Below are 25,836 nucleotides of genomic sequence, written 5' to 3' on the forward strand. Positions count from 1 at the left end.
TGAGCATATATTAGTTAATACATCAAAACTATCAGATATACCATTTAATTCATATACCTAATTATAGGTATAGTAGCCATATACAATAGGTTATATCTTTAACAACACTTACAAATCAAGTAAGGTGGTTAAAATATTTAGTAACTTTAGTACTTAGCTATTAATCTTTTATGAAGAAATCACTTCTCATCATATTATGCTTATCTAGTGTTTTTGTGTTTTCACAAACAAAACAAGTGGATAGTTTAAAACTCATTCTCAAAAACACTACAAATAAATACGAAATAGCTAAAACGTATTTGGCCTTAGCCCAAATGCATGAACGTATAGATCTTAATAAAGGAAAGTCTTTTGCTCATAAAGCTTTTACATACAAAGACAATGATTCGCTTTTAGCAGAAACTAATAATCAATTAGGGCGTTTTCAATTTTTTACGGCACAATTAGATTCTGCAACCTATTACTTTGATAACACTAAAAAATTACTTCAAAAACTCGGAGAAGAGCAGCGAGTTGCCATTGTTAATATTAGTCTAGGAGCTATTCAACTTAGGCAAGGAGACTACAACAAAACTATTGAAACCTTAACTGAAAGTGCTCGTTATTTTGAAAAAAACAACGATTCTTTAAACGCTGCAAAATGTTACAGCAACATAGCTAGTGCATTTGCGGAATTAGAAATTTTCCCTAAGGCAATAGAATACAGCGAAAAAGCTTTGTTGGTTTTTGAAAGTCTGAACCAAACCCAGTTTAGGCTCATTACACTTCCAAATTTAGCAACGCAATATTACAAAAATGAAGATACGCTAAAAGCCATAGACTATAACAATAAAGCGGAGAAATTGGCCATTAAACTTGGAGATAAACGTTCGTTATCCATCATTTACAACAATCTTGGCGATTTGTATTTAAACAAGAATTCTGAAAAAGCAAAACAGTATTTAGAGAAAACCTTGCAATTAAAAAGCGAGCTCAATCTTAAATCAGGTATTGAAGTAACACAAAGTAATTTGGGTTATATTCATCTTAAGAACAAAGATTATGCAAAAGCCATTTCTTATTTTAAAAAAGCGGAAGAACTCATCAAAGGTAAACAGCGTGTTTCTGTGTATAACAATCTAAAAGAGGCCTACAAAGGTCTTGGTCAAACGGCAAATGCCTTGTTATATTCTGAAAAAGCTAGCCAATTAAACGATAGTATCCTTAATACCGAAAGCCAAAAAAGCTTTATGGAGGTGCAAACAAAATACGAAACCGAAAAGAAAGAAAAAGAGATTCTTCAACTCACTAACGATAATCTTGAAGTTAATTATAAACGAAAACAAAATAGAAACCTCCTTTTTGCCGCTTTGGGAGCTTTATTTCTAACCCTTTTACTTATTTATTTTTTATATAATAATGCCAAACGAAAACGGATTATTATGGAGCAAAACCTCACTATCAAAGAGCAAGAGTTTAACCAACAATTAAAGTCTCAGGAGTTAGAAGGCATTGATGCTATTATAGATGCTCAAGAAGCTGAGCGTTCTAAAATTGCAGCTGATTTGCACGATAATTTAGGTAGCAAAGTTGCAACTCTAAAACTTTACTTAGAAAGCTATGATAACGAAGATGATTTTTCTAACTTCTACAAAAAACTAAAAAAGTTAATGGATACTACTTATAACGAAATTCGTAGTATTTCAAAAAATAAAAACTTTGGCGCTCAGATTAGCAAAGGCTTAATTCCATCTACAAAACAAGTTGCAAAACAGATTTCGGAATCAAAAAAAATTGATATAAAATTAATTAATGTAGATGTCAATAAACGTATTGAAAGCGCACTCGAAATTCAAATATTTAGAATCATACAAGAGTTGCTCACTAATATCATAAAACATTCTGGTGCAACTGAAGCTATTGTGCAATTCTCCGAGAACGAGAATATTTTGAACATCATAGTAGAAGACAACGGAAAAGGGTTTGACATTAAAGCCTCAAAATCAGGAATTGGTTTAATTAATATAGAAAAACGGATACAGAAAATCAATGGTGAATTTATTATCGACACCTCAAAAGGAAAGGGTACAACAGTAATTTTAAACATTCCAATATGAGTATTAAAGTTATAATAGTAGACGATCATCAACTCTTTATAGATGGCTTAAAATCTATTCTTTCAAAAGCTTTAGAAATAGAAATTATAGGTGAAGCTAATAATGGGTTGGACACTCTAAAATTGCTGGAAAATGAATTGCAACCAGATATCATACTTACTGATATTAGAATGCCAATACTAGACGGCATCGAACTAACAAAGACTATAACAAGGGATTATCCAAAAATTAAAGTTTTGGCGCTTAGTATGTTTGATCAAACTCCAGATGTTATTGAGATGTTAGAAGCAGGTGCTAAAGGATATGTCACCAAGAACGTAGAAAAAACTGAACTAATCTTGGCCATTAACACCTTAATAAAAGGAGACTATTTTTTTAGCGATACCATACCAAAAGAAGTTGAAAATTGGTTTAATAAAGAAGATACAAGAATTGGAGATTCTCAACTTACGCGTCGCGAAAAGGAAATTCTTCAACTTATTGTTAAGGGTAGAACCTCTATTGAAATGGCAAATCAACTCAGCTTAAGTAAATATACCATAGATACGCATCGTAAAAATATTCATAAAAAACTAGGTATAAAAAGTAATACTGGTTTGGTAAATTATGCTTTGAAAAATATACATTAAAGCACAAACCTATACGTAGCTTTAATTAAAAATGTATTGTTGGGTTTCTGACCAAATATTTGATTGTCAACAATACCACTAAAACTATTATTTACATCACCCAAACCATCAATACCTTGAGACCAAACCAAAAATATTTCTGATCCAGGAATATACTCCCAACGCACTACCAGATTAGACCTAAACTGTACAAAAGCAAAGTTTGGGTCACCAAAACTGTAATCTGTATTACCATCTAAGTCTTCATCAACTAAATAACCTCCATTACTAGATTCGATTTGGTTATCATTATACAACGTAATACGTTCATTAATATCTTCTGCTATGGGATTATTTACATAATTAAAGCCTGAGAATTTAGCTTTAAAAATAAAGGGTTGACCATAATACTGAATAGTGAGGTTAGGATTAATATTGTAGTTAACTCTAAGTGTTGCGCTAAAACTCTCATTATCTATTGCACCTAATATATAACGCTGAGTGCCATTAAAATCTCGCTGAGTAACATATTGAGTTTTACTAGGATTTTCTTCGTATTGCAGATTAAGTGATGCACTTAATGCGTTAAGTGGTTGATATCTAAAACGAAGCTCGTAACGTTTAAGAGAAAAATTATTTTGTTTTGCTCTAGAATTCACATAACCAATCGTGGTGCTTAATCGTTTTCTTTGATCTGTACCAACAAACAAATACCAAAAATTTTCTTCATTGTATCGCCAACGTGGACCTCCTCTTAAAAAAGTATTGGTGAATATTCTTGGTTTATGAGCAGCTCCAAAATCGGCAAACCAGTTGTTTATAAAATTAACAAAACCTCCCATTTCGTATTGAATACGATTATAGTTCCCTTCAAAATCAAAAGCTGTTGATAACTCTAAACCAACATTTGCCTGTCTAAACCAACTTGTTGGTTTATTAAAAAGTCTTCTGATATTAGAGTATTGACGAATATCATCAGCTTGCCGCAAAAAACCTATATCATTAAGTTCTAGCTCTGGCGATTTCCAATTACCTCCAATATTATAACGCCAATTTCCAGCTCCGCCTTTACCTATTTCAAAATTTCCTCCAGTTCCTGTTAACGATGTTCTGTTAGGGTCTACACTTACATGACTTGCATCTTCTCTTTGAAATAAATGTGTTAATGAGCGTTGTGTAATCTCAATAGCTTCTTTACTTCCTGTTACATGACTAAACGACATATTACCTTGAAAATAATAGGTTCTGTTTTTCCAGTTGTGTCTAAAGTCCAATCCGCCAGAATAGGCATTCTTTCTAAGAAAATTAACGTTGTCTTCAATATTTCGATTAGTTGCCGTAAAAATTGCGCCTACATAAGAATTTCTATTATTAAAATCTTTTTGAGCTCTAGTAACTAAATAGTTTGTAAATGGCTCTACTAATTCTTCTCGTTCTTGTCCTACTTGAGGCAAACTATTAATAACGTCCTGTCTTTCATCTAGTTTTACAATCCCATACTCTTTAGACGTAATACTTTCTAAAATACCAATAGCCCAGCCATTTTTGGTTTTACCACTAAACTTAGCTGCACCTAAAATTGTTGAAAAATTAGGAATATCTTCATACTCTCCTAGGCTTCCATCAGCACTTGTGATGCCTTGAGGTGTTCTACCAATTCGTCTAGAGAAAAACAAATTGTCAGCACCTCCTCCAATTCTAAAATCGAATACATTTTTATTCTCTACAAAAAATGGGCGTCGCTCTTGGAAAAAAATCTCAAAACCATCTAATGCAATAGCTCCTGGATCAGCGTCTACTTGACCAAAATCTGGATTAATAGTTAAGTCAACTGTAAGATCATTAGTAATTCCAATTTTTGCATCTAAACCACCTGTAAGTTTCGTATCGCTTCCATCTCTAAAAGGATTTCCTGCTTGAGCTTCGTAAGTATCTAATTGCGCAACAGTATAAGGCTGAATTTCCAATTGCTTTTGTGGTTTAAGACCAATTAAGCCATGTAATTCACCAAATTCACTTACCCAACCTGGTGGATTAGCATCTAGTGGTTGCCAAGTGGAGCGCTCTTCATTATTAAAGTAACGTCTTGTGGATTGTAATCCCCAAATTTGTGCTTGTTCATCTCCAAATCGTAATTGACTTAAAGGTATACGCATTTCTGCAGACCAACCATCTATATCTATTTTTGTATCTGTATACCATATAGGATTCCAACTATCATCAAAATTTCCATTATTTGATACAAACTCATCACCTTTAACACCAGAAGCAGATATTGTAAAAGAAAATGCAGACCTATCATCGTTGTAACTATCTAAATTTATCTCTACCCAATCTCCAGGGAAATCATCACGTCTTCCCATTCGTTTTTCTATGGTATTTGGGTCAGCTTGATAACATTTAAATGCAACATATAGATTTTTAGCATCATATAGAATTTTCATCTTAGTTTGCTCTGTTGGTGGTGTGCCAACATCTGGTTGAAATTCTATGTAATCTGTTGTCCATTCTACTAAATCCCAAGCAGAATCGTCTAAAACACCATCAATAGTTGGAGCATCTCCTGTTATTACTTTTGTAGTATAAATACGTTTAGGAATTATAGAATCTTGAGCTTCTATTTCTGCTGCGATAAATGCAGCAAAAAGTGACAAAGCGAAAGTGATTGATTTCATTTAGGTTGGTCTTTATTCCGTAATAGACTTAAAACTAATCGGAGTGTTACACTTAAGCATTATGATTAGCAAAAAATTAACGGATTTAACATAATTAATATTCTTTCTCAAAAATTTAATAAACTCCTTTAAAAATAGTAGGCTTTAGTATTTGGTAATCACACTATTTATCGTAAATTTGCAAACTCTTTTTTAGAGAGGAATGTTTAATTAAAATCTGTCTTTAGACAGGAAAACTAAATTATTAAGTGTGGATACATTAAGCTACAAAACAGTTTCTGCTAACAAAGCTACCGTAAACAAGGAGTGGGTTTTAGTAGATGCTGATGGACAAAACTTAGGCCGCTTAGCATCTAAAGTTGCAAAACTTTTAAGAGGTAAGCACAAGCCAAACTTCACACCACACGTTGATTGCGGAGATAATGTAATCATTATTAATGCAGAAAAAATCAACCTTACAGGTAAAAAGTGGAATGACAAAACGTACATTCGTCACACTGGTTATCCTGGTGGTCAAAGAAGTTTAACTGCTAATGAATTGTTTGACAAAGATCCAACAAGACTAGTAGAAAAATCAGTAAAAGGAATGCTCCCTAAAAACAAATTAGGTGCAGTTTTATTCCGTAACCTTAACGTTGTTGTAGGTTCTGAGCACAAACATGAGGCTCAAAAACCAAAAACAATCAATTTAAACGAATTTAACTAATGGAAGTAATTCACAAAATCGGCCGTAGAAAGACGGCTGTTGCTCGTGTGTATGTTGCTAAAGGAAAAGGTAACATCACGGTTAACAAAAAGGACATGGCAACGTATTTCCCTACAGCTACTTTACAGTATAAGGTAAATCAACCGTTAGCAATGACCAACAATGATGGCAACTTTGATATTACAGTAAATGTATATGGAGGTGGTATTACAGGACAGGCTGAGGCTGTTCGCTTAGCTTTATCTCGTGCAATGTGCGAATTAGATGAAGAAAATAGAACAATTTTAAAGCCAGAAGGACTATTAACAAGAGACCCAAGAATGGTAGAGCGTAAGAAATTCGGACAGAAGAAAGCGCGTAAGAAATTCCAGTTCTCTAAACGTTAATATTACTGCCGAAATATTCGGCCATTATCAATTAATAAATTAAATTTTAGTTTAGCATCTAAATGCTTGAGGCGAATGAAAATGACCACTTAAACATTGCTAATCAAAAGAACGTAAACTATTACAAACATGGGAAAAGTAGAAGTTAAAGACTTACTTGATGCAGGTGTACATTTTGGACACCTTACTAGAAAATGGGATCCAAACATGGCTCCTTACATTTATATGGAGCGTAATGGCATCCATATTATTAATCTTTACAAAACTGCAGCAAAAATCGAAGAGACTTCACAGGCACTTCATAAGATTGCAGCTTCTGGAAAGAAAATTTTATTTGTTGCTACAAAAAAGCAAGCCAAAGACATCGTAGCTGAAAAAGCTGGTGCTGTAAATATGCCATATATTACTGAGCGTTGGCCAGGTGGTATGTTAACAAACTTCGTTACTATTAGAAAAGCAGTTAAGAAAATGGCTGCAATTGATAGAATGAAGAAAGACGGAACTTTTAATTCGCTTTCTAAGAAAGAGCGTTTACAAGTTGATCGTCAACGTGCTAAATTAGAAAAGAATTTAGGTTCTATTTCTGATATGACACGTTTACCAGGTGCATTATTTGTTGTTGACATTAAACGTGAACATATTGCAATTAAAGAAGCTCAAAAATTAAACATTCCAATCTTTGCAATGGTAGATACTAACTCTGATCCACGTCAGGTTGACTATCTTATACCTTCAAATGATGACGCTTCTAAATCTATTGATAAGATATTATCTCTAGTAACCTCTGCAATTAATGATGGTTTAACAGAACGTAAGTCTGAAAAAGCTGGGAATAAAAAACCTGAAACTCCAAAGGCTGAGGCAAAAGTAGCTCCTGTGGAAGCAGCAGCAACTCAAGAAGAGGAATAATAACTAAGTACAATACATTAAGTCGTTTAATTCCTTTTTAATTAAAGATGTATTAAACGACTTTTTTTAAATTATTAAATATGGAATCTATGGTAAAAATAACTGCCGCAGAAGTAAATAAATTAAGAAAAACTACAGGTGCAGGTATGATGGACTGCAAAAAAGCCTTAGTTGAAGCAGAAGGTGATTTTGATAAAGCTATTGAAATCTTACGTAAAAAAGGTCAGAAAGTAGCTGCTAAAAGAGCTGATAGAGAATCTACAGAAGGTGCTGCAATCACTAAAGTAAATGGAGAAAGTACAGCAGGTGTTGCCATTGTATTAGGATGTGAAACTGATTTTGTAGGTAAAAACGAAAGCTTTGTAACCTTAGCACATGAATTAGCAGAAGTTGCTTTAGGATGCAGTTCTAAAGATGAATTTTTAGCTGCTGATTTTGGAGGTATGACTGTAGCTGATAAGTTAATTGAACAAACAGGAGTCATTGGTGAAAAACTAGATATCAATGCTTTTGAAAAAGTTGAAGCACCATTCGTAGGATCTTATATTCACGCTGGTAATAAAATTGCCACGTTAGTAGGTTTATCTGCTGCTGTTGAAGGTGCAGATGTAGTTGCTAAGGATGTGGCTATGCAAGCTGCAGCTATGAATCCAATTGCTTTAAACGAAGACGGTGTAGATGCCTCTATCGTAGAGAAAGAAATTGAGATTGCTAAGGATCAATTACGTCAAGAAGGAAAGCCTGAAGCTATGTTAGAAAATATTGCTAAAGGAAAACTTAAACGTTTCTTTAAAGATAACACATTAGTAAATCAAGCATTTATAAAAGATAGTAAAGTAAGTGTTGCTGATTATGTTAAGTCTATTGGTGATGTTGCTGTAACTAACTTTAAACGTGTAGCTTTAGGATAATTTAAAGCATAGAATATTGTAAAAAGCCTTTCAAAAATTGAGAGGCTTTTTTTAATCTCAAAACTTTCACTTTTAAATAGAACAATATTTGTTTAGATTTGCTAAACTTTCAAAATCACTCATGAAATATAAAAGAATACTTCTTAAACTCTCTGGCGAGGCTTTAATGGGAGAACGTCAATATGGAATTGATCCTGCACGCTTAGCAGAGTATGCAGAAGATATTAAAGCCATTACAGATCTTGGTGTTCAAGTTGCTATTGTTATAGGTGGCGGAAATATTTTTAGAGGTGTTGCTGGTGCAAGTAATGGTATGGACAGAGTACAAGGTGACCATATGGGAATGTTAGCAACTGTTATTAATGGTTTAGCATTACAAGGTGCATTAGAAGATTCTAATATTCCAACACGACTCCAATCTGCCATTCATATCGATGAAGTTGCTGAGCCTTTTATTATGCGTAAAGCGGTAAGACATTTAGAGAAAGGTCGTGTCGTTATTTTTGGAGGTGGAACAGGTAACCCATATTTTACGACAGACTCTGCTGCAGTATTACGTGCTATAGAAATAAAAGCTGATGTGATCTTAAAAGGAACTCGAGTAGATGGTATATACACAGCAGATCCAGAAAAAGATACCACAGCTGTAAAATTTGATCATATTTCTTTTGATGATGTTTTAAGTAAAGGACTTAAAGTCATGGATACAACAGCTTTTACATTAAGTCAAGAAAACCAACTACCAATCATAGTTTTTGATATGAATAAAAAAGGTAACTTGCTAAAAGTGATTTCTGGAGAAAATATAGGAACAAAAGTAAACCTTTAAACGTCTATAAAATTTGGCTTAGATTTTGATAATTCTCAATTAAAACAGTTTACATCATGAACGAAGACATAAAATTTATAATAGATACAGCAAAAGAAGCCATGGATAATGCTATATCTCACTTAGAAAAACAACTTTCTAATATAAGAGCAGGAAAAGCAAGTCCTGCCATGTTGGGTAGTGTTATGGTAGATTATTATGGTTCTCAGACACCATTAAACCAAGTAGCTAATGTAAATACGCCTGATGGTCGAACCATCACAGTACAACCGTGGGAAAAAGCTATGCTTCAAGAAATAGAACGAGGTATTATGGTTGCTAATCTTGGATTTAACCCTATGAATAACGGCGAATCCATTATTATTAACGTTCCGCCATTAACAGAAGAGCGCAGACGAAGTCTAGCAAAACAAGCTAAGGCAGAGGCTGAAGATGCTAAAGTTGGTATTAGAAATGCTCGAAAAGATGCAAACAATGATATTAAAAAAACAGATGACGCCTCTGAAGACTTAAAAGGTAATGCTGAAATAGATGTGCAACAATTAACAGATAAATACGTTACAAGAGTTGACGATATGCTAAGTCTGAAAGAAAAAGAAATAATGACAGTATAATAGAAAAGCGACATAATTGTCGCTTTTTTTTTCTAGTCTAACCCTCTATATAGTTTAATGATTCATCGTTGTGTACTCTTCTTAATACTCTTACTACCTATTTGTGCACAATCACAGCAAGACTCCACTAAAGTCTCACAAGATTCTATTAAAAAAGCTGAATTTATAAAATACTTAGGTAATGGATTTTTACCAACTAAGTATTTTGATTTCGATTTGCGTTACCTAATTAAATACAATCAGTTTGAAGCCTTAAGAACAGGCCTAGGTGGAATTACGAATAAGCAGTTTTCAGAAAAAATTCGTTTAAGTGGTTATTGGGTTTATGGGTTTAAAGATGATAAAGATAAGTACAGTATATCTGGCGGATTTAGAGTTGATCCAAAACGGAATACATGGATAAACCTAACCTATACAGATGATCTACAAGAAACAGGTAGCTCAAAATTTTTAACTGATAAACGGTTCTTTACATTTTTTGAACCACGTCTTCTCAATATTGATTTATTTCATAGGCATATTACTAAATCAATTAGTTTAGAACATCAGATATCCTCTAATTTACTATCAGAAACCAAAGTATCTTACAGCAAAATAAACCCAACCTATAATTACAATTTTAAACCAAGTAATGAATCTTTCAATACTTACGATCTGAGCTTAGCGACTATTAGTTTACAATGGAGTCCATTTAGTAATTATGAGTTTCAAGATGATGTTTTAGTTGAAACTAAAGAAGGTTACCCAAAATTCACCCTACAGTACATAAAAAGTGTAAAAGATATATTTAATAGCAATTTTAATTTCTCAAAATTAGATCTTCGAACTATTTATCAAGTCAACCACAAAAACGACTCAAAATCTAATATTACACTTACAGCAGGTTTTGCAAACGGAGATGCACCTTTAACACATTTATATCATGCATATCCCAATAATATTAGAAAAGAAACCATTTTACAACGATTTTCTGTTGCTGGGCTTAATAGTTTTGAAACGATGCTTTTCAACGAGTTTTTCTCCGATAGGTTTGGTACTTTACAACTAAAACATTTCTTCAGACCCTTTAAAATTTCTGAATGGTTGAAGCCGCAATTAGTATTAATATCTAGGCATGCTTTAGGTGATATGGCCAATAAAGAGCGCCATTTAGGTATTACCTTCAATACCTTAGATCAATTATACTCAGAATCTGGTTTTGAAATCAACAAATTATTCTTTGGTTTTGGACTAAGTTTTGCATATAGATATGGTAGTTACCACATTCCTAACTTTGAGGATAATATTGCGTTTAAATTCACTTTTAATTTAACGTTATAACTTAGTTAGTTTCAACCTTAGAAACTTTATAATCTAATGTTGTAAAGCCTATTTTCCCGTCATTTGATATGGTTTCAATAATGATCACAAAATCTCCTTCATTGTCAGAATGATAGTAGCTAATATTTAATTCATTATTTTTCAATTCTGCATTTGGATTCCAATAAATCGTTGATCGATAATCTGGCTTATTCTCATAAAAAGTATTATTTGAATTGTAATCAGGAGTATAAAACTCTTTTACGGGTGAAAAGCCTTTTACTGTAAATACTTTATTCTCTTTTCTAGGTCTTAATGCACCGTAAAGACCTTTACCATTACGTGTGTAAATAGAAATAATACTTCCAAACACCATAAATTCTGAAGGAACTGTATTTCTCACCTCTGCGTAAAGTTGGTTTAATTTTTTAGGTTCATCAATAATCTCAAAGCTTGTAACTTCCATTGGTGAAATATCTTGCAAAAAAAGGTAATCCCTTTCATTTACAGGTATACCATCTATAACAACAAAGTTTAAATGTCCTTTTCCTCCTCTAGTCGTTTCAACTATTAGGTATGGAGCAGTCATAACACCAGGACGCATTTTAGATCTTCTAACAGTAACTTGATCTTGAAAAGCCATTAACACATGATAAAGACCTTTAGTGTTTTTTGTAACTTTCTTACGTAATTCTTTACCTTCTATGACCATATCTGGCAATCCATATTTTTCAGCCATTTTTTTACGCTTAGGTGTCATTTTGTAAGCATTAACTATAACCTCATCTAACTTATTTAGACCTTTAATATCATTAAAGTATTTATTTTCTGTTTCTTTAAAAGTAATATTCTGTTTGATAATTAATTCACTAATATTATCATTGACCTTGGTGTAAGATTTAGTAATGCTTTTTACAGGTATTGCTGGCTTTTTTGATAATGTTATATTAACAGATTTCATTTCCTTATCTGTTATATTTAAATGCTTAAAGATCAACTCTCTGTAATCACCATAGATATTATCTACTTCAAAAGAAAAACTTCCTGGAGCATTTATTGATGCATTATAAATGGATATGCTATCACCAAAGGTCATAACAGCAAAATCTAACTGCTTTTTATCTTTTTTAGCATTCTTAATATTTACAATACCTTTTAGATTAATACCTTTTTCTCTTTTGTATTTAAAATTGGTGTTAAAATCATTGTCGTATTTATAGTTTCTCCAACCTTGAGTTAACATTAAGTCGTCAATATTATGATTTGTTCCATTATTAAAATAAAGACTTGGTGATTCAACTTTACCTTTTAAATCTGAAGATAACAGTAAGTAAGAGGCTATATTCTCATAATTGTAATAATCTAAATAATCTTTATTAATGACTAAGACTGATGTACTTTGAGTTGAAGTAGAAGGAGTATTGTTTTTAATGGCAAGGTCAATCTTCTCTCTTCTATTAAACTTCGTTTTATTTAAGGTGGCTTCAATTGCTATTTGAGACATCTCATTTTTATTATAAAATAAGCGTTCTGCCCTTGGGTTTTGTTTACCATCATAGAGTGTAAAAACAGCTATACCTTCTGGGAATTCTTTTTTTGGAATAGTAAAAATATATCTGTTATCAATCAATTTAGCATTGCTCTCAAAATATTGAATACCTCTTGAAAAACCTTTAAGTATAATATCCTCACTTATATTAGAGCTAGCATTTATTCCAACAACTATATTATCTTTCAATTCTGCTATTCTCATAACATAACCTATTGTTTTTACATTAGGCAAATAAACAAAAGATTCTATAGCGTTACCATTTAACATGGTAACTCTTGCTCTATAATTTTTAGAATTGTCTGCATTATTAAGAATAAAATGACCCATTCCTAACGAATTGCTTTTAAAATTTGTAACGAGTTCACCCTTTTCATCTAAAATCTCTCCTGCAACCTCGACACTTGTCCCTAAAACATCTACAGCCTTAAATCCAATTTTACTTGTTATACCTACAACAAAGCTTCCACTCTCTGGAAAAAATTGAAGGTTGAAATAATTACTTTGTGGGGAAAATTTTGTGCTATAATCTAAATCAGAATCTGAAGCATAACCCAAAGTAACCTCATTTAACGTTTTGGGTGTTTCAAATTCAAGTGTATAAGAGTTATCTTTGTTTCTTTTTAAAGGAATGATTTTTACATTGTCTTTAAGTTTAACAAAAGCCTTTAAAGTTCTTTTATGGTTAGTGTCAATTACTGAGGGAAAGAAATCAGCTTTATAAGTATTATTTAAATTCGTAGAATCGACTAAACGAATATTAGTTATTGGTTTTAAAGATCTTTTATTAAACTCTTCTGAATAAATCTGAATTGTTTTTTCAAAGAAAAAATCAGTATCGAAATTCTTATTCCAATCTGTATAGGCTCTTAGTTTATATTGACCACTTTTAAACTTACTGTCTAAATCAAAAAATCCAGCACCAATTCCATCATTCAGTTTTACAATTTTACTTTCAACTATAGAATTGTTTTGGTCAATCAAATCTACATACAAAACAACACTAGAAAATTCTCCACTTAAAGTTGCAGCATTAACAACTATAGCTTTAAACCAAATAGAATTATTAACAGTGTATATGTCGTTGTCTGTCTGAACATAAATTTTCTCAGCAAACGAATTTCGCGCAAAGTTGTTGTTAATTTGAGCAATTATTGAAGTACCAAATAAAAGAAAGAAAACGCTTAAAATAGTATACTTTTTTTTCATAGCTTCTGAATAATGGTGACATTTATAAGATACTAATTAGACTTAGATTTTTCTCTCAAAGCACTGTTAAAATTTCCTAATGTTTATTAGATAACATCATAATATTTTAGCAATTAATAAACCTTAAATATACCAAGCATTCTTAAGCTTTTTTCTAACTTTACCATCTTTTAGTATTTGAATGTTTAAACTTTTAACCACAGGATTTTGGGAGGCAGTTGCGAGGCTTATTCTTCGTAATAAGATTGCTATCCTAATGGCCATTATTTTGGCTACCGTATTTTTTGGTTATCAGTGGCAACACATGCGTTTTACATATACAGAAGCTAACATGCTTCCTGATGATCATAAGGTTAACTTAACCTATAATAATTTTTTAGATGTTTTCGGCGAAGAAGGTAACCTCATTGTTATTGGTGTTAAGGACTCAACTTTATTTTCAGTTGATAAACTTAATGCTTGGAACAAACTTTCGGATGACTTCAAAACTTTCGATGAAGTTGAAACTGTAGTTTCTATTAAAGACTTACAAAAACTTGTTAAGAACACTGAAGAAGAAAAATTTGATTTAGAACCTTTTATTAAAGATTCTATTAGCACAATTGATCAGATTAACAAATTACAATCCGAACTTTTTAAGCAGTATCCTTTTTACGATAATTTTTTATTTAACAGTTCTACAAAAACGATTAGAACAGCTATTTATTTAAGAAAAGATATAATAAACACTTCAGCTCGTAAAGATTTTATTTTAACTATTCTCGAAGACAAAATCAAAACCTTTAAAAACGAGACTGGTTTAGATATTAAGGTCTCTGGCATGCCTTATATAAGAACACTAAATTCTCAAGTTATCGTTGAAGAAATTAGTTGGTTTATCGGAGCAGCTTTACTAGTTACATCACTAATCTTTTTCCTTTTCTTCAGGTCATTTAGAGCTACTTTTATTTCATTAGTTGTAGTGTGTTTTGGTGTTATGTGGACTTTTGGTATTCTTGGTTTGTTAAAGTATGAAATCACTGTTTTAACAGCTCTTATTCCTCCTTTGATTATTGTTATTGGAATACCAAACTGTATATTTCTCATTAATAAATATCAGCACGAAGTAAAATCTCATGGTAATAAAGTAAAATCGCTGCAGCGAGTTATTACTAAAGTTGGTAATGCTACATTAATGACTAATGTTACTACAGCTTCCGGTTTTGCTACTTTTATCCTCACTCAAAGTAAGCTTCTTAAAGAGTTTGGACTTGTAGCATCATTGAGTATCCTTGCCATTTTTATACTGTGTTTACTGATTATTCCAATCATGTATACCTTCTTACCTTATCCTAAACAGCGTCATTTAGAGCATTTGAATAAACGTTGGATTGGTGGTTTTGTTAACTGGATGGAGCAAATGGTAAAGCATAAGCGTATTACCATTTATGTAACTGCACTTGTATTACTCATAGTTAGTTTACTTGGTATTAATAAAATTACAATCTCTGGAAGCCTCATTGAAGATATGCCTAAAGAGAAACAGTTTTTTAAAGACATTCGTTTTTTTGAAGACGAGTTCAATGGTATAATGCCTCTTGAAATTGTTGTGGATACAAAACGTAAGAAAGGGGTTATGAAATTAGCAACTATAAAGCGTATGAATCAGCTTGAGGATTTAATCATAGAAACTCCTCAGCTCTCACGTCCTATGTCTGTTGTAAGCTTAGTTAAATACGCCAAACAGGCATATACTAATGGAAATCCTAAGTACTATCAGCTACCTACTAGCCAAGAAAATTTATTCATTTCATCTTATATTAAAAAATCATCTTCTAGTGTTGATTTACTTAAAAACTTTGTAGATAGTACAGGTCGTTATGCACGTATAACAACCTTTATGAAGGATATTGGTACTGATAAAATGGAACGAATCGAAGAAAATCTTCAGAATAAAATAACTAAAGTATTTCCAAAAGAGCGCTATGATGTTACACTAACTGGTAAAGCGTTAGTATTCCAAAAAGGCACAAAATATCTAGTTAACAACTTAATTATATCCTTATCCTTAGCCATTTTGTTAATTTCAATTTTTATGGCTTATATGTTTCGTTCAGCAAGAATGATTGTAGTATCGTTAATTCCAAATCTTTTACCTCTTCTAGTTACAGCTGGTTTAATGGGTTATTTGGGTGTGCCTATAAAGCCATCAACAATATTAGTATTTAGTATTGCCTTTGGGATTTCTGTAGATGATACCATACATTTCTTAGCAAAATATAGGCAAGAGTTGCAGGCCAATCATTGGAAAATTAGAAAATCTGTTTATGGTGCATTAAAAGAAACTGGTGTAAGTATGTTCTACACCTCTATTGTTTTGTTTTTTGGATTCTCTGTATTTACCATTTCTAGTTTTGGAGGCACTGTGGCTCTTGGTGCCTTAGTCTCTGCAACACTTTTATTTGCTATGCTTTCAAATTTATTACTACTCCCTTCACTATTATTATCATTAGAAAGAAGCATTGCTAACAAAGAAGTCCTTAAAGAACCTAGTATTCAAATTATACCAAGGGAAGACAAAGAAGATATAAACCTTTCAGATAATCTATAAATTTTAGACTCTTAATTCGTCTAACTCTTTACAAATATTATCTTTGCACTTTAAAATTTAGAGCACTATGAGCTTTACAGTTGCACAATTATTATCACAAGAGACAACGATACAAGACGTTGAAGTTAAAGGCTGGGTTAGAACATTTAGAGCAAACCGATTTATTGCTTTAAATGATGGCTCAACAATTAATAATATTCAATGTGTTGTTGATTTTGAAAATACTGAAGAAAGTATTTTAAAACGTATTACTACAGGAGCTGCTGTTCAAATTAAAGGCCAATTGGTTGAGAGTCAAGGCAAAGGACAAAGCCTAGAGATACAAGTGAGTTCTATTGAAATTCTTGGTGATTCTGATCCAGATGAGTATCCTATTCAGCCCAAAAAGCATACGTTTGAATTCTTGCGAGAAAATGCTCATTTACGAACTAGAACAAACACCTTTAGTGCTGTAATGCGCGTAAAATCCACATTATCTTTTGCTATTCACAACTATTTTACTAAGAATGGTTTCTATAATATGCACACACCAATAATTACTGCAAGTGATGCAGAAGGTGCTGGAGAAACATTTAGAGTAACCGCTTTAGACCCTAAAAATCTACCCTTAACTGAAGATGGTGAAGTAGACTACAAAGAAGACTTCTTTGGTAAAGAAACTAATCTAACTGTATCCGGACAATTAGAAGCAGAGACTTATGCTATGGCTCTAGGAAAAGTGTATACATTCGGACCTACATTTAGAGCAGAGAATTCTAATACAAGTCGTCATTTAGCTGAGTTTTGGATGATAGAGCCAGAGGTAGCTTTTATGGATTTGGCAGGGAATATGGATTTGGCCGAAGACTTTTTAAAATCAGTTATTCGTTATGTTTTAGAGCATAACAAAGAAGATTTAGAATTTTTAGATAAACGATTAGCTGACGAAGAAAAACGTTTACCTCAAGCAGAACGTAGTCCAATGGCATTGATTGATAAATTAAAATTTGTTGTAGATAATAATTTTAAGCGTGTTAGCTATACTGAAGCCATTGATATACTTAGAAATTCAAAGCCAAATAAGAAGAAGAAATTCAAATATCTTATTGAAGAATGGGGAGCAGATTTGCAAAGTGAGCACGAACGTTTCTTAGTAGAAAAGCACTTTAAATGTCCTGTTATATTATTTGATTATCCTGCAAATATAAAAGCGTTTTACATGCGTTTAAATGAAGATGGAAAAACCGTAAGAGCCATGGATGTTTTATTTCCAGGTATTGGTGAAATGGTTGGAGGCTCTCAAAGAGAAGAGCGTTTAGATGTGTTAAAAGAAAAAATGGCTGCCTTAGATATCCCAGAAGAAGAATTATGGTGGTACTTAGATCTCAGAAAATACGGAACTGCCGTTCATTCAGGTTTTGGGCTAGGTTTTGAACGCTTAGTTATGTTTGCCACAGGAATGGGAAATATTAAAGATGTTATACCTTATCCTAGAACACCACAAAATGCCGAGTTCTAAAATGATAACTAAAACCTTTCAGAGTTCTAAAAACCCGAAAGGTTTTTCTTATTTTTATAATCAACAGAAGTTAAATGTCGTTAAAGCAGTTTTTACAATTTAAGTTATCCCAAAAGTTGTCACCACAACAGATTCAGTTAATGAAACTGATACAGTTGCCTACACAAGCTTTTGAGCAGCGACTTAAACAAGAATTAGAAGAAAACCCTGCTCTAGAAAGTGGTAAGGAAACAGATAGTGCTGACGATAATTTCGATGAATTTGATAACTCTAGCGACGAGTATAATGATAATGAAACCATAAATGCTGATGATATTAATGTAGATGATTACTTAAGTGATGATGAAATTCCAGAGTATCGTATGCAAGCCAATAATTATAGTGCTGACGATGATGAAAAAAGTGTGCCTTATGCAGCAGGAATGTCCTTTACGCAACACTTAGTTAATCAGCTAAATACATTTCGCCTTTCTGATACTGATGAAGATATTGCAAATTTTTTAGTAGGTAGTGTGGATGAGAGTGGCTATATACGCAGAACTTTGAGTGATATTATGGATGATTTGGCTTTTACTCAAAATGTCTATACCACTGAAGAAGACATTGAAAAGGTTTTAAAAATTGTGCATCAGTTAGATCCTGCTGGTGTTGGTGCGCGTAATCTGCAAGAATGCTTAAGTATTCAACTACACCGAAAAGAGAAAACACCAGATGTTGAGTTGGCTATTGCCATTATTGACAAAGCTTTTGACCAATTTACCAAGAAGCACTACAAAAAACTTCTGAGTAAGTTCGATGTTACTGAAATGCAACTAAAAGATGCTATTGAAGAAATAGAACGTCTCAATCCAAAGCCAGGAGGATCTTATGCTGGTAATAATAAAATTGTTGAGCATATTGTCCCAGACTTTGCCATTAAAATAGTTGATGGCGAATTAGAGCTTACCTTAAATGGTAGAAATGCTCCAGAATTGCATGTTTCTAGAGAGTATAACAATATGCTGAAAGGTTACAAAGAATCTAAAGATAAATCAAAATCTCAAAAAGATGCTGTGCTATTTATTAAGCAAAAACTAGATGCTGCTAAATGGTTTATCGAGGCTATAAGGCAACGTCAGCAAACGCTTTTTGTTACTATGAGTTCTATTATGCATTACCAAAAAGAGTACTTTTTATCTGGTGATGAACGTAAGCTAAGGCCAATGATTTTAAAAGATATAGCTGATGAAATAGATATGGATGTCTCTACAGTATCTCGTGTAGCTAACAGTAAATATGTAGATACACCTTATGGAACTAAATTAATTAAAGAGTTCTTCTCAGAATCCATGAAAAACGATCAAGGTGAAGATGTTTCTACTAGAGAAATTAAAAAAATCCTTGAAACTGTTATTGAAGAAGAAGACAAAAAGAAACCACTTACGGACGAGAAGCTAGCTAAAATTTTAAAAGAAAAAGGCTATCCTATTGCAAGACGAACCGTTGCTAAATATAGAGAACAACTTGATATTCCTGTGGCAAGACTGCGTAAGAAGATTTAATGAATTATCTCTTAAAAAGCATATCATTTATATTTCATCCTTTAATCATGCCTATTTTAGGCGTACAGTTTTATTTCTCTAAAACCAGACGGTTTATTCCTGAGCAGTTAGGGCATGCCAAATTAATTTCTATTGGGATATTAACTATTGTATTACCAATACTATTATTCTTTCTTTTAAAAACTCTAAATAAAGTTAATTCCATTTATTTAAGAGATGTTAAAGAACGTACTCTACCTTTATTAATGAATTGTGTCATTGTTTTTTTGATTCTTCAACGTGTACTACCAATTGATGAAATCACAGAACTTTACTTCTTCTTTGTAGGCATACTCTGCTCTACTTTTGCCTGTTTAATCCTAGCTCTATTAAAGATTAAAGCAAGTATTCATATGATTGCTGCTTCTGGGTTTTTTATGTTTGCTGTGGCAGTTGGTATTCATTTTCAGATAAATATTAATGGTACAATAGCCTTAATGTGCATTATTCTTGGTGCTATTGCTACATCGCGTTTACATCTAAAAGCACATACTCCTTCTGAGCTTATTATTGGTGCTTTTTTAGGGTTTATGCCTCAGTTACTTTTAGTAAATTTTTGGATGTAGAAGTGCTGAAGTGCTCTTTTTAATAAACCTAAACTAACAGCCACTCTTACTTACGGAGTATTGTCTTACAATTACAGAATGTAAGTAATAAGACCAATTTTAATAGTGCTTAAATCTAAAGGTTCATTATTCAAGGTTGCCATGTTATCAAAAATAGGATTTAAGCCATAATACAAATGCAAATTAAAAGTAGAGTAACCAACACTTAACGTTAAGCCATATTGTAAGCGTTCAAAATTAGGATTAGAGGTATCTATATCACCAAGGCTTCCTCTAAATTTTGAAGTACCATGTAGTAAATATCCTAATTTAAAGCCACTGTAAATTCTCCAAAATTTAAACGATTCAGCATCAGAACTTCGCCATCTAATTTCAAAAGGGACTTCTACTAGATAGGTTGTAAACTTATTTTTAGTAAACGAATCTGTGGTTTCATCTATAGTATTGTATTGAAAACCATTAATCGTTTCTGAAATTAACATATTGTTATTATAGGAGTTGGAAGAGAGACCCAAACCCAAACCCAAAGCCCAAGTTCTTTTTTTATTAATAGGAAAATCTCTTATAAAACCTAGATGAAATCCTGTAGAAAAACCACGTTGAGCTATATCATTAGGTTTGTTATTTAATAGGTTATAGGTAGCTGAAAAATAGAATTGATCTTCTCTATATTGATTATCGAGAGACGTTTGACCAATAAGGAATAATGGGGAAAAAAGTAATATATAGTTTTTGGCTTTATACATAGTGTAAAAATAACAAAGCGTTATGAAAATTTCATAACGCTTTAAATTTATAATAAATTAAGAACTAGAATCTAGTACTTCTACTAATTCTCTACGTCTCCAATACCAGTAACATACATTACTTTAAGTGCATTGATTTTACGTAATTCTTGTTTTACATCAGAGACTAAACCTGCATTTGCTTCTTTATCAACTTTTAATGCAACAACAAATCTATCTCGTAAATCTTCATTTATCTTTTCTCGTGCTTCTGTAATGGCTGTTTGAACAGATTCTAAATTTGTAAACTTATCATTTATTTGAATACGTGCCTCTTTACCATATCTACTTTGATAACGATCACTTGGTTTTCCCATATAAATAAACGTTGTACGATCTTTCTTTAGCTTCTCTACTTGATTAGCAGTTGGTAAATCGTTTTCAACTAACAAATTATTATCGCGCATTACTGTAGCTACCATAAAGAAGAATAATAACATAAATACAATATCTGGTAAAGATGCTGTAGAAATAGCAGGTAAATCTCCTTTTTTCTTATTTTTAAATTTTGACATAGTGCTACCTTTTATTAATTCTTTTTAGGTTCTGCTTCAGATAATTTAAGAGGATACATTAACTTAATAGTTTCTATTTGTTTATTAAGTTTTTCATCTTTCTTAAACTGATTCTTTTCTTTCTGAGCTAACATCTCGTCCATAGTGGTGCCGTATAATCTCTCAGCCTCTCTATTTCTTAAAAAGTTATATGCTGCTACTAATTCATTTTGGACAGCAATATATTTTCCATACGATGTTTCTCTATCATGTTGCATAGAAATAATAGCTTTGTCTGGATGATCTGATGATTCTGGGTCTCGTTTTCCTTTACAGTAATCACAAGATTTGCCATCTGCATTTTGTCCTCCACCATTATCTAAAAATTCTATAGCTGCTTCTCTAAGATCTTTAACCTCCATTGGAGCATCTTCAACAAGTAATTGATCGTTTCTGTTTAGAAGTACGATAAAAAGATTTTTTTCTTTAATAACGACTTCATCATCATTAGGCGGTTCAATAGGTGGTAAGCTTCTTAGGATTCCTTTATCTTTTTCAATTGTAGTTGTTACAAGAAAAAAGATAAGGAGTAAGAATGCTATATCAGCCATCGATCCTGCGTTTACTTCTGGTGCTGATCGTTTTGCCATACTCTATTATTTACTAATCATTTTCTTAACACCAGAGAAGATCATTGCTCCTACTGCTCCAAATATTAGAACATAAAATGCAACTAAACCTGCACCAACCATTTGTGATTGTCCTTCTGAAGCAAACATTCCTTCTTCTCCTAAGGCATATTGTCTTGTATCTCCTCCTGAGACCATATAAGATATCAATAGTACAGCTGCAAATAAACCAACGCCTATTAATGTACTTTTCAATGATTTAGGATTTGCAAATAAATTTTTAAGTACAAAACCTAACACTAATAATAATACTAATCCTAATATGATATATGCGATAATAGCAAATGGTTCTACTAACGCAGTATCTCCTGCAGCTGCAGCATCCTTTATTGCGTCATCACCTTCTGATATAATTCTAATCAGGCAGATAATTCCAACAACACCTAAGAGCGCAGCTATAATTTTAAATATTTTATGTAAACCCATAATTGTTACGTATTATTTTTTGTGCTTTACTAATAAGTCCATCAAAGAGATAGACGCATCTTCCATATCGTTAACTATACTATCAATTTTTGCAATGATATAGTTATAGAAGATTTGTAAAATAATGGCAACAATAAGACCAAATACAGTTGTTAAAAGTGCTACTTTAATACCACCAGCTACTAAAGATGGTTGCATATCTCCTGCTGCTTGGATTTTATCAAAGGCTTGGATCATACCAATTACTGTACCCATGAATCCTAACATTGGTGCTAAGGCAATAAATAAAGAAATCCAAGATACGTTTTTCTCTAATTGTCCCATTTGCACACCACCATAAGCTACAACAGCTTTTTCTGCAGCGTCAATGTCTTCGTCTGCTCTATCCAAACCTTGGTAAAAAATAGAAGCAACAGGTCCTTTTGTATTTCTACAAACTTCTTTTGCAGCTTCAACACCACCAGAGTTTAACGCGTCTTCTACGTTAGCAATTAATTTCTTAGAGTTAGACGTGGATAAGTTTAAAAAGATAATTCTTTCAATAGCAATTGCTAATCCAAGAATTAAACATAATAATACAATTCCCATGAATCCTGGTCCACCCTCAATAAAACGCTTTTTTAATTCTTGATGAAATCCAAGGTTTTCTGCCGCAGCTTCTTCTTGAATTACAGTTGTTGTAGTTGTTGTTGCAGATGCTGTTAAAGCATTAGCATTAACGTTTCCGAATGCCATACAACTTACGATGGCAAGGATTGAAAATAATCTTTTCATTGTTCTTAATCTTAATTTTATTAGTTAAAGTGTTAAAGATAAAAAAAAAATGTTACCAAAAGTTAAATTTTAACGCCTAAACACAAGCTTTGTATACTTAATGTAACAACTTACAACTTAGATGTTATGCATTAACCTTATAACCTCTTTTTTAGCAGAGAGGAAGGGATTCGAACCCTCGATCCCGCTTTAGCGGGATACACACTTTCCAGGCGTGCGCCTTCGACCGCTCGGCCACCTCTCTAAAATGCCTTTTATAAATGGCGTGTGAATTAACAAAAAAATAATTAAATGATAAAATAATTAATTCTGAATTTAAGACAACTCGCCTCTTAAAGAAGTTTCGAAGATAGTTTTAAACGTTTTGGATGATATGCCTTCACCCAACATATACATAAGTTTTGTTATTGCTGCTTCTGTAGTAATATCTTTCCCAGAAATAACACCTATAGATTTTAATCGTGTACTGGTTTCGTACTGTCCCATTTCAACACTTCCGCCAGAACATTGTGTTACATTTATGATATGGATACCTCTTTTAATAGCGTCTTTTAACAACTCAATAAACCAATCTTCGGAAGAACAATTACCTGCTCCGTAGGTTTCTATAATAACACCTCTTAATTCTTCTATAGTTAGGATACTTTCAATAACCTTGGAATTGACTCCAGGAAACAACTTTACTATAGCAACATTGGTGTTGAGTTTTTTTCTAACACTTAAGTGTTTTCTGGTTTTAGGTTTTAAAAGTGCCTCTTTATTAATTTTTATATGAACTCCTGATTCAGCAAGGTGAGGATAATTTAGAGACTCAAAAGCTTCGAAGTGTTCAGCGTTTATTTTTGTAGTTCTGTTACCTCTATATAATTTGTATTCAAAATACAAGCATACCTCTTTTATTATAGGTTTACCATAATGCTGTAAACTTGCCATTTGTATTGAGGTAATTAAATTTTCTTTAGCATCTGTCCTAAGATCTCCTATTGGTAACTGTGATCCTGTAAATATTACTGGTTTGGATAAATGCTCTAACATAAAACTTAATGCAGATGCAGAATAGCTCATAGTATCGCTACCATGTAATACTACAAAACCATCAAATTTATAATAATCATCTTCAATAATATTTGCAAGCATTATCCAATACTCATAATTCATATTAGAGGAGTCTATTGGATTTGCAAATGAGACCGTTTCTATATTACAGTCTAGTAATTGTAGCTCCGGAATCTTTTTTATAAGATTAGAAAAATCAAATGCTTTTAAGGCTGTTGTGATTGGATCTTTTATCATCCCAATTGTGCCACCTGTATAAATTAAAAGAATGTTTGGGTTCATATTATATCTTAAAGATTGCTTTAGAGTTTTGAGTAGTTACCTCAGCAATTTCATCTTCAGATTTATTATATAAAGCGGATAATTTCTCTAAAACTTTGCTAATATAGGCACTTTCATTTCGTTTACCTCTGTATGGTTTTGGTGCTAAGTAAGGTGAGTCTGTTTCTAAAACAATATGCTTTAAATCTATCTCATTAATGAACTGATCAATTTTACCATTCTTAAATGTAACAACACCACCAATTCCTAATAACATATTAAAAGAAATAGCACGTTCAGCTTGTTTTTTTGTTCCAGTAAAACAATGAAAAATACCAAAAAGCTTGTCATCATTAACCTCCTCTAAAACCTCAAAAATCTCATCAAACGATTCTCTACAATGAATAATAATAGGTAAATTATAAGATTTTGCTAATTCAATCTGAAACTTAAAAGCCTCTTGTTGAATGTTTAATGTGCTTTTATCCCAATACAAATCAATTCCTATTTCGCCTACAGCACAGAACGATCGTTTGGCAAACCAATTGGCAACACCTTTTAACTCGTCTTTATAAGTTTCTGGCTTTACGCTCGTTGGATGTAAACCCATCATAAGATGAACATACTCAGGATAATCTTGTTCTAATTGTAGCATTGCATCAATGTGCGTAGAATCTATAGCAGGAATAAAAAATCTTGTGACACCTTCATTAAAAGCACGTTGCATCATATCATATCTGTCTTCATTAAAGGCATCACTGTAAAGATGTGTATGTGTATCTGTAATTATCATGCCGTAAAAATAAGTGAATATCCTCTTATATTTGTATAAAATTAAAAGATGCTCCTTCAAGAATTTCTACTTAGCCAAGGCTACACTAAAGTAAAACTTCACCTTACTAAAACCAATCATTTCGAAATCATAGCAAGAATAAATGGTTATAAAGGCTTATTTATTTTAGATACAGGAGCATCGAGTTCTTGCGTAGGTTTTGAAGCTGTTGAGACCTTTAATCTTTTAGTCGAAGATTCTGAAATAAGAGCTGTTGGCGCAGGAGATTCTAATATGCCAACACAGATTTCTAAACGCAATAAAGTAAAGATAGGTAAGTGGAAAAAAGATAAGGTAGTGCTGGTTTTATTTAATCTAATCCATGTTAACCAAGGCCTTATAAAACACAAGTCTAATCCTGTAGATGGTATAATTGGTGCTGATATTCTAAAAAAAGGGAAAGCGGTTATTGATTATCAGAAAAAATATCTTTATTTAAAATTGTAGGATTTTTTTTATTCTCATATATTTAATCATCTAACCTAGATTAATAG

23 protein-coding genes and 1 tRNA gene are annotated in these 25,836 nt (G+C 32.3%); 14 read left to right on the plus strand and 10 right to left on the minus strand.

The features are described from left to right. Window positions 1-170 precede the first annotated feature (170 nt). Both RM697_RS03850 and RM697_RS03855 read left to right on the plus strand, forming a co-directional pair. Window positions 171-2,096 carry a tetratricopeptide repeat protein gene (locus RM697_RS03850; protein ID WP_311426541.1) on the plus strand — a complete coding sequence of 642 codons (1,926 nt, stop codon included), beginning with the start codon at window positions 171-173 and terminating at the stop codon, window positions 2,094-2,096. Beyond that, window positions 2,093-2,725: a response regulator transcription factor gene (locus RM697_RS03855; protein WP_311426542.1), complete on the plus strand. Its 633-nt coding sequence runs from the start codon at window positions 2,093-2,095 to the stop codon at window positions 2,723-2,725. The genes RM697_RS03850 and RM697_RS03855 overlap by 4 nt, the downstream gene beginning before the upstream one ends. On the opposite strand, the gene RM697_RS03860 is transcribed toward RM697_RS03855, so the two are convergent. Further along, the gene (locus RM697_RS03860; protein WP_311426543.1) at window positions 2,722-5,379 is read right to left on the minus strand and encodes a DUF5916 domain-containing protein; all 2,658 of its coding nucleotides are present in this window, start codon (window positions 5,377-5,379) and stop codon (window positions 2,722-2,724) included. The two genes, RM697_RS03855 and RM697_RS03860, sit on opposite strands and share 4 nt — an antisense overlap. 250 nt (window positions 5,380-5,629) lie before the next feature. On the opposite strand from RM697_RS03860, the gene rplM reads away from it, so the two are divergent. The 7 genes from rplM (at window position 5,630) to RM697_RS03895 (ending at window position 11,054) form a co-directional block, all read left to right on the plus strand. Next, window positions 5,630-6,085, plus strand: coding sequence for a 50S ribosomal protein L13 (rplM, locus tag RM697_RS03865; RefSeq protein WP_311426544.1), 456 nt, complete (start codon window positions 5,630-5,632; stop codon window positions 6,083-6,085). Further along, entirely contained in the window at window positions 6,085-6,471 is a 387-nt protein-coding gene (gene rpsI, locus RM697_RS03870; protein ID WP_311426545.1) for a 30S ribosomal protein S9, read from the plus strand. The genes rplM and rpsI overlap by 1 nt, the downstream gene beginning before the upstream one ends. Window positions 6,472-6,600: 129 nt before the next feature. Next, the gene (gene rpsB, locus RM697_RS03875) at window positions 6,601-7,380 is read left to right on the plus strand and encodes a 30S ribosomal protein S2 (protein WP_311426546.1); all 780 of its coding nucleotides are present in this window, start codon (window positions 6,601-6,603) and stop codon (window positions 7,378-7,380) included. 89 nt (window positions 7,381-7,469) lie between these two features. Next, window positions 7,470-8,291, plus strand: a complete 822-nt coding sequence (gene tsf, locus RM697_RS03880; protein WP_311426547.1) for a translation elongation factor Ts — start codon at window positions 7,470-7,472, stop codon at window positions 8,289-8,291. 121 nt (window positions 8,292-8,412) lie between these two features. Beyond that, window positions 8,413-9,120, plus strand: a complete 708-nt coding sequence (gene pyrH / locus RM697_RS03885; RefSeq protein WP_311426548.1) for a UMP kinase — start codon at window positions 8,413-8,415, stop codon at window positions 9,118-9,120. 56 nt (window positions 9,121-9,176) lie between these two features. Continuing rightward, a complete protein-coding gene (gene frr / locus RM697_RS03890; protein ID WP_311426549.1) occupies window positions 9,177-9,734 on the plus strand; it encodes a ribosome recycling factor in 558 nt (185 codons plus the stop codon). A gap of 57 nt (window positions 9,735-9,791) precedes the next feature. Continuing rightward, window positions 9,792-11,054, plus strand: a complete 1,263-nt coding sequence (locus RM697_RS03895) for a DUF5686 family C-terminal domain-containing protein (protein ID WP_311426550.1) — start codon at window positions 9,792-9,794, stop codon at window positions 11,052-11,054. Between the two features lies 1 nt (window position 11,055). Here the strand turns inward: RM697_RS03895 and RM697_RS03900 are convergent, their stop codons facing one another. Further along, on the minus strand, window positions 11,056-13,791 hold the full coding sequence (locus RM697_RS03900) for a hypothetical protein (RefSeq protein ID WP_311426551.1): 2,736 nt from the start codon (window positions 13,789-13,791) through the stop codon (window positions 11,056-11,058). Between the two features lie 181 nt (window positions 13,792-13,972). Here RM697_RS03900 and RM697_RS03905 point away from each other — a divergent pair, with 181 nt between their 5' ends. The 4 genes from RM697_RS03905 (at window position 13,973) to RM697_RS03920 (ending at window position 20,025) form a co-directional block, all read left to right on the plus strand. Beyond that, a complete protein-coding gene (locus tag RM697_RS03905) occupies window positions 13,973-16,381 on the plus strand; it encodes an efflux RND transporter permease subunit (RefSeq protein ID WP_311426552.1) in 2,409 nt (802 codons plus the stop codon). Between the two features lie 67 nt (window positions 16,382-16,448). Further along, window positions 16,449-17,879, plus strand: coding sequence for an asparagine--tRNA ligase (asnS, locus tag RM697_RS03910; RefSeq protein WP_311426553.1), 1,431 nt, complete (start codon window positions 16,449-16,451; stop codon window positions 17,877-17,879). A 74-nt stretch (window positions 17,880-17,953) separates the two neighbouring features. Beyond that, entirely contained in the window at window positions 17,954-19,420 is a 1,467-nt protein-coding gene (gene rpoN, locus RM697_RS03915; protein ID WP_311426554.1) for an RNA polymerase factor sigma-54, read from the plus strand. Beyond that, window positions 19,420-20,025, plus strand: coding sequence for a hypothetical protein (locus RM697_RS03920; protein ID WP_311426555.1), 606 nt, complete (start codon window positions 19,420-19,422; stop codon window positions 20,023-20,025). Before rpoN ends, RM697_RS03920 begins: the two co-directional genes overlap by 1 nt. Window positions 20,026-20,096: 71 nt before the next feature. On the opposite strand, the gene RM697_RS03925 is transcribed toward RM697_RS03920, so the two are convergent. From RM697_RS03925 to RM697_RS03960, 8 genes are all read right to left on the minus strand, one after another. Then, window positions 20,097-20,771: a porin family protein gene (locus tag RM697_RS03925; RefSeq protein WP_311426556.1), complete on the minus strand. Its 675-nt coding sequence runs from the start codon at window positions 20,769-20,771 to the stop codon at window positions 20,097-20,099. Between the two features lie 83 nt (window positions 20,772-20,854). Further along, complete coding sequence (locus RM697_RS03930) at window positions 20,855-21,325, minus strand: ExbD/TolR family protein (RefSeq protein ID WP_311426557.1); 471 nt, start codon at window positions 21,323-21,325, stop codon at window positions 20,855-20,857. Between the two features lie 14 nt (window positions 21,326-21,339). Continuing rightward, window positions 21,340-21,954 carry an ExbD/TolR family protein gene (locus RM697_RS03935; RefSeq protein ID WP_311426558.1) on the minus strand — a complete coding sequence of 205 codons (615 nt, stop codon included), beginning with the start codon at window positions 21,952-21,954 and terminating at the stop codon, window positions 21,340-21,342. Window positions 21,955-21,960: 6 nt separating this feature from the next. Continuing rightward, window positions 21,961-22,419, minus strand: a complete 459-nt coding sequence (locus tag RM697_RS03940) for a hypothetical protein (RefSeq protein WP_311426559.1) — start codon at window positions 22,417-22,419, stop codon at window positions 21,961-21,963. A gap of 12 nt (window positions 22,420-22,431) precedes the next feature. Next, a complete protein-coding gene (locus RM697_RS03945; protein WP_311426560.1) occupies window positions 22,432-23,193 on the minus strand; it encodes a MotA/TolQ/ExbB proton channel family protein in 762 nt (253 codons plus the stop codon). A 155-nt stretch (window positions 23,194-23,348) separates the two neighbouring features. Then, window positions 23,349-23,437: transfer RNA gene (locus tag RM697_RS03950), tRNA-Ser, on the minus strand. Window positions 23,438-23,508: 71 nt separating this feature from the next. Then, window positions 23,509-24,531 (minus strand): asparaginase, encoded by a 1,023-nt coding sequence (locus RM697_RS03955; RefSeq protein ID WP_311426561.1) that lies wholly within the window; start codon window positions 24,529-24,531, stop codon window positions 23,509-23,511. A 1-nt stretch (window position 24,532) separates the two neighbouring features. Then, complete coding sequence (locus RM697_RS03960) at window positions 24,533-25,303, minus strand: TatD family hydrolase (protein ID WP_311426562.1); 771 nt, start codon at window positions 25,301-25,303, stop codon at window positions 24,533-24,535. Window positions 25,304-25,351: 48 nt separating this feature from the next. Between RM697_RS03960 and RM697_RS03965 the strand changes: the two genes are divergently transcribed. Next, window positions 25,352-25,789, plus strand: coding sequence for a retropepsin-like aspartic protease (locus RM697_RS03965; protein ID WP_311426563.1), 438 nt, complete (start codon window positions 25,352-25,354; stop codon window positions 25,787-25,789). The last annotated feature ends 47 nt before the right edge of the window (window positions 25,790-25,836 follow it).

The sequence above is a fragment of the Microcosmobacter mediterraneus genome (genome assembly GCF_031846265.1).
GTDB classification, from domain to species: Bacteria; Bacteroidota; Bacteroidia; order Flavobacteriales; family Flavobacteriaceae; genus Microcosmobacter; species Microcosmobacter mediterraneus.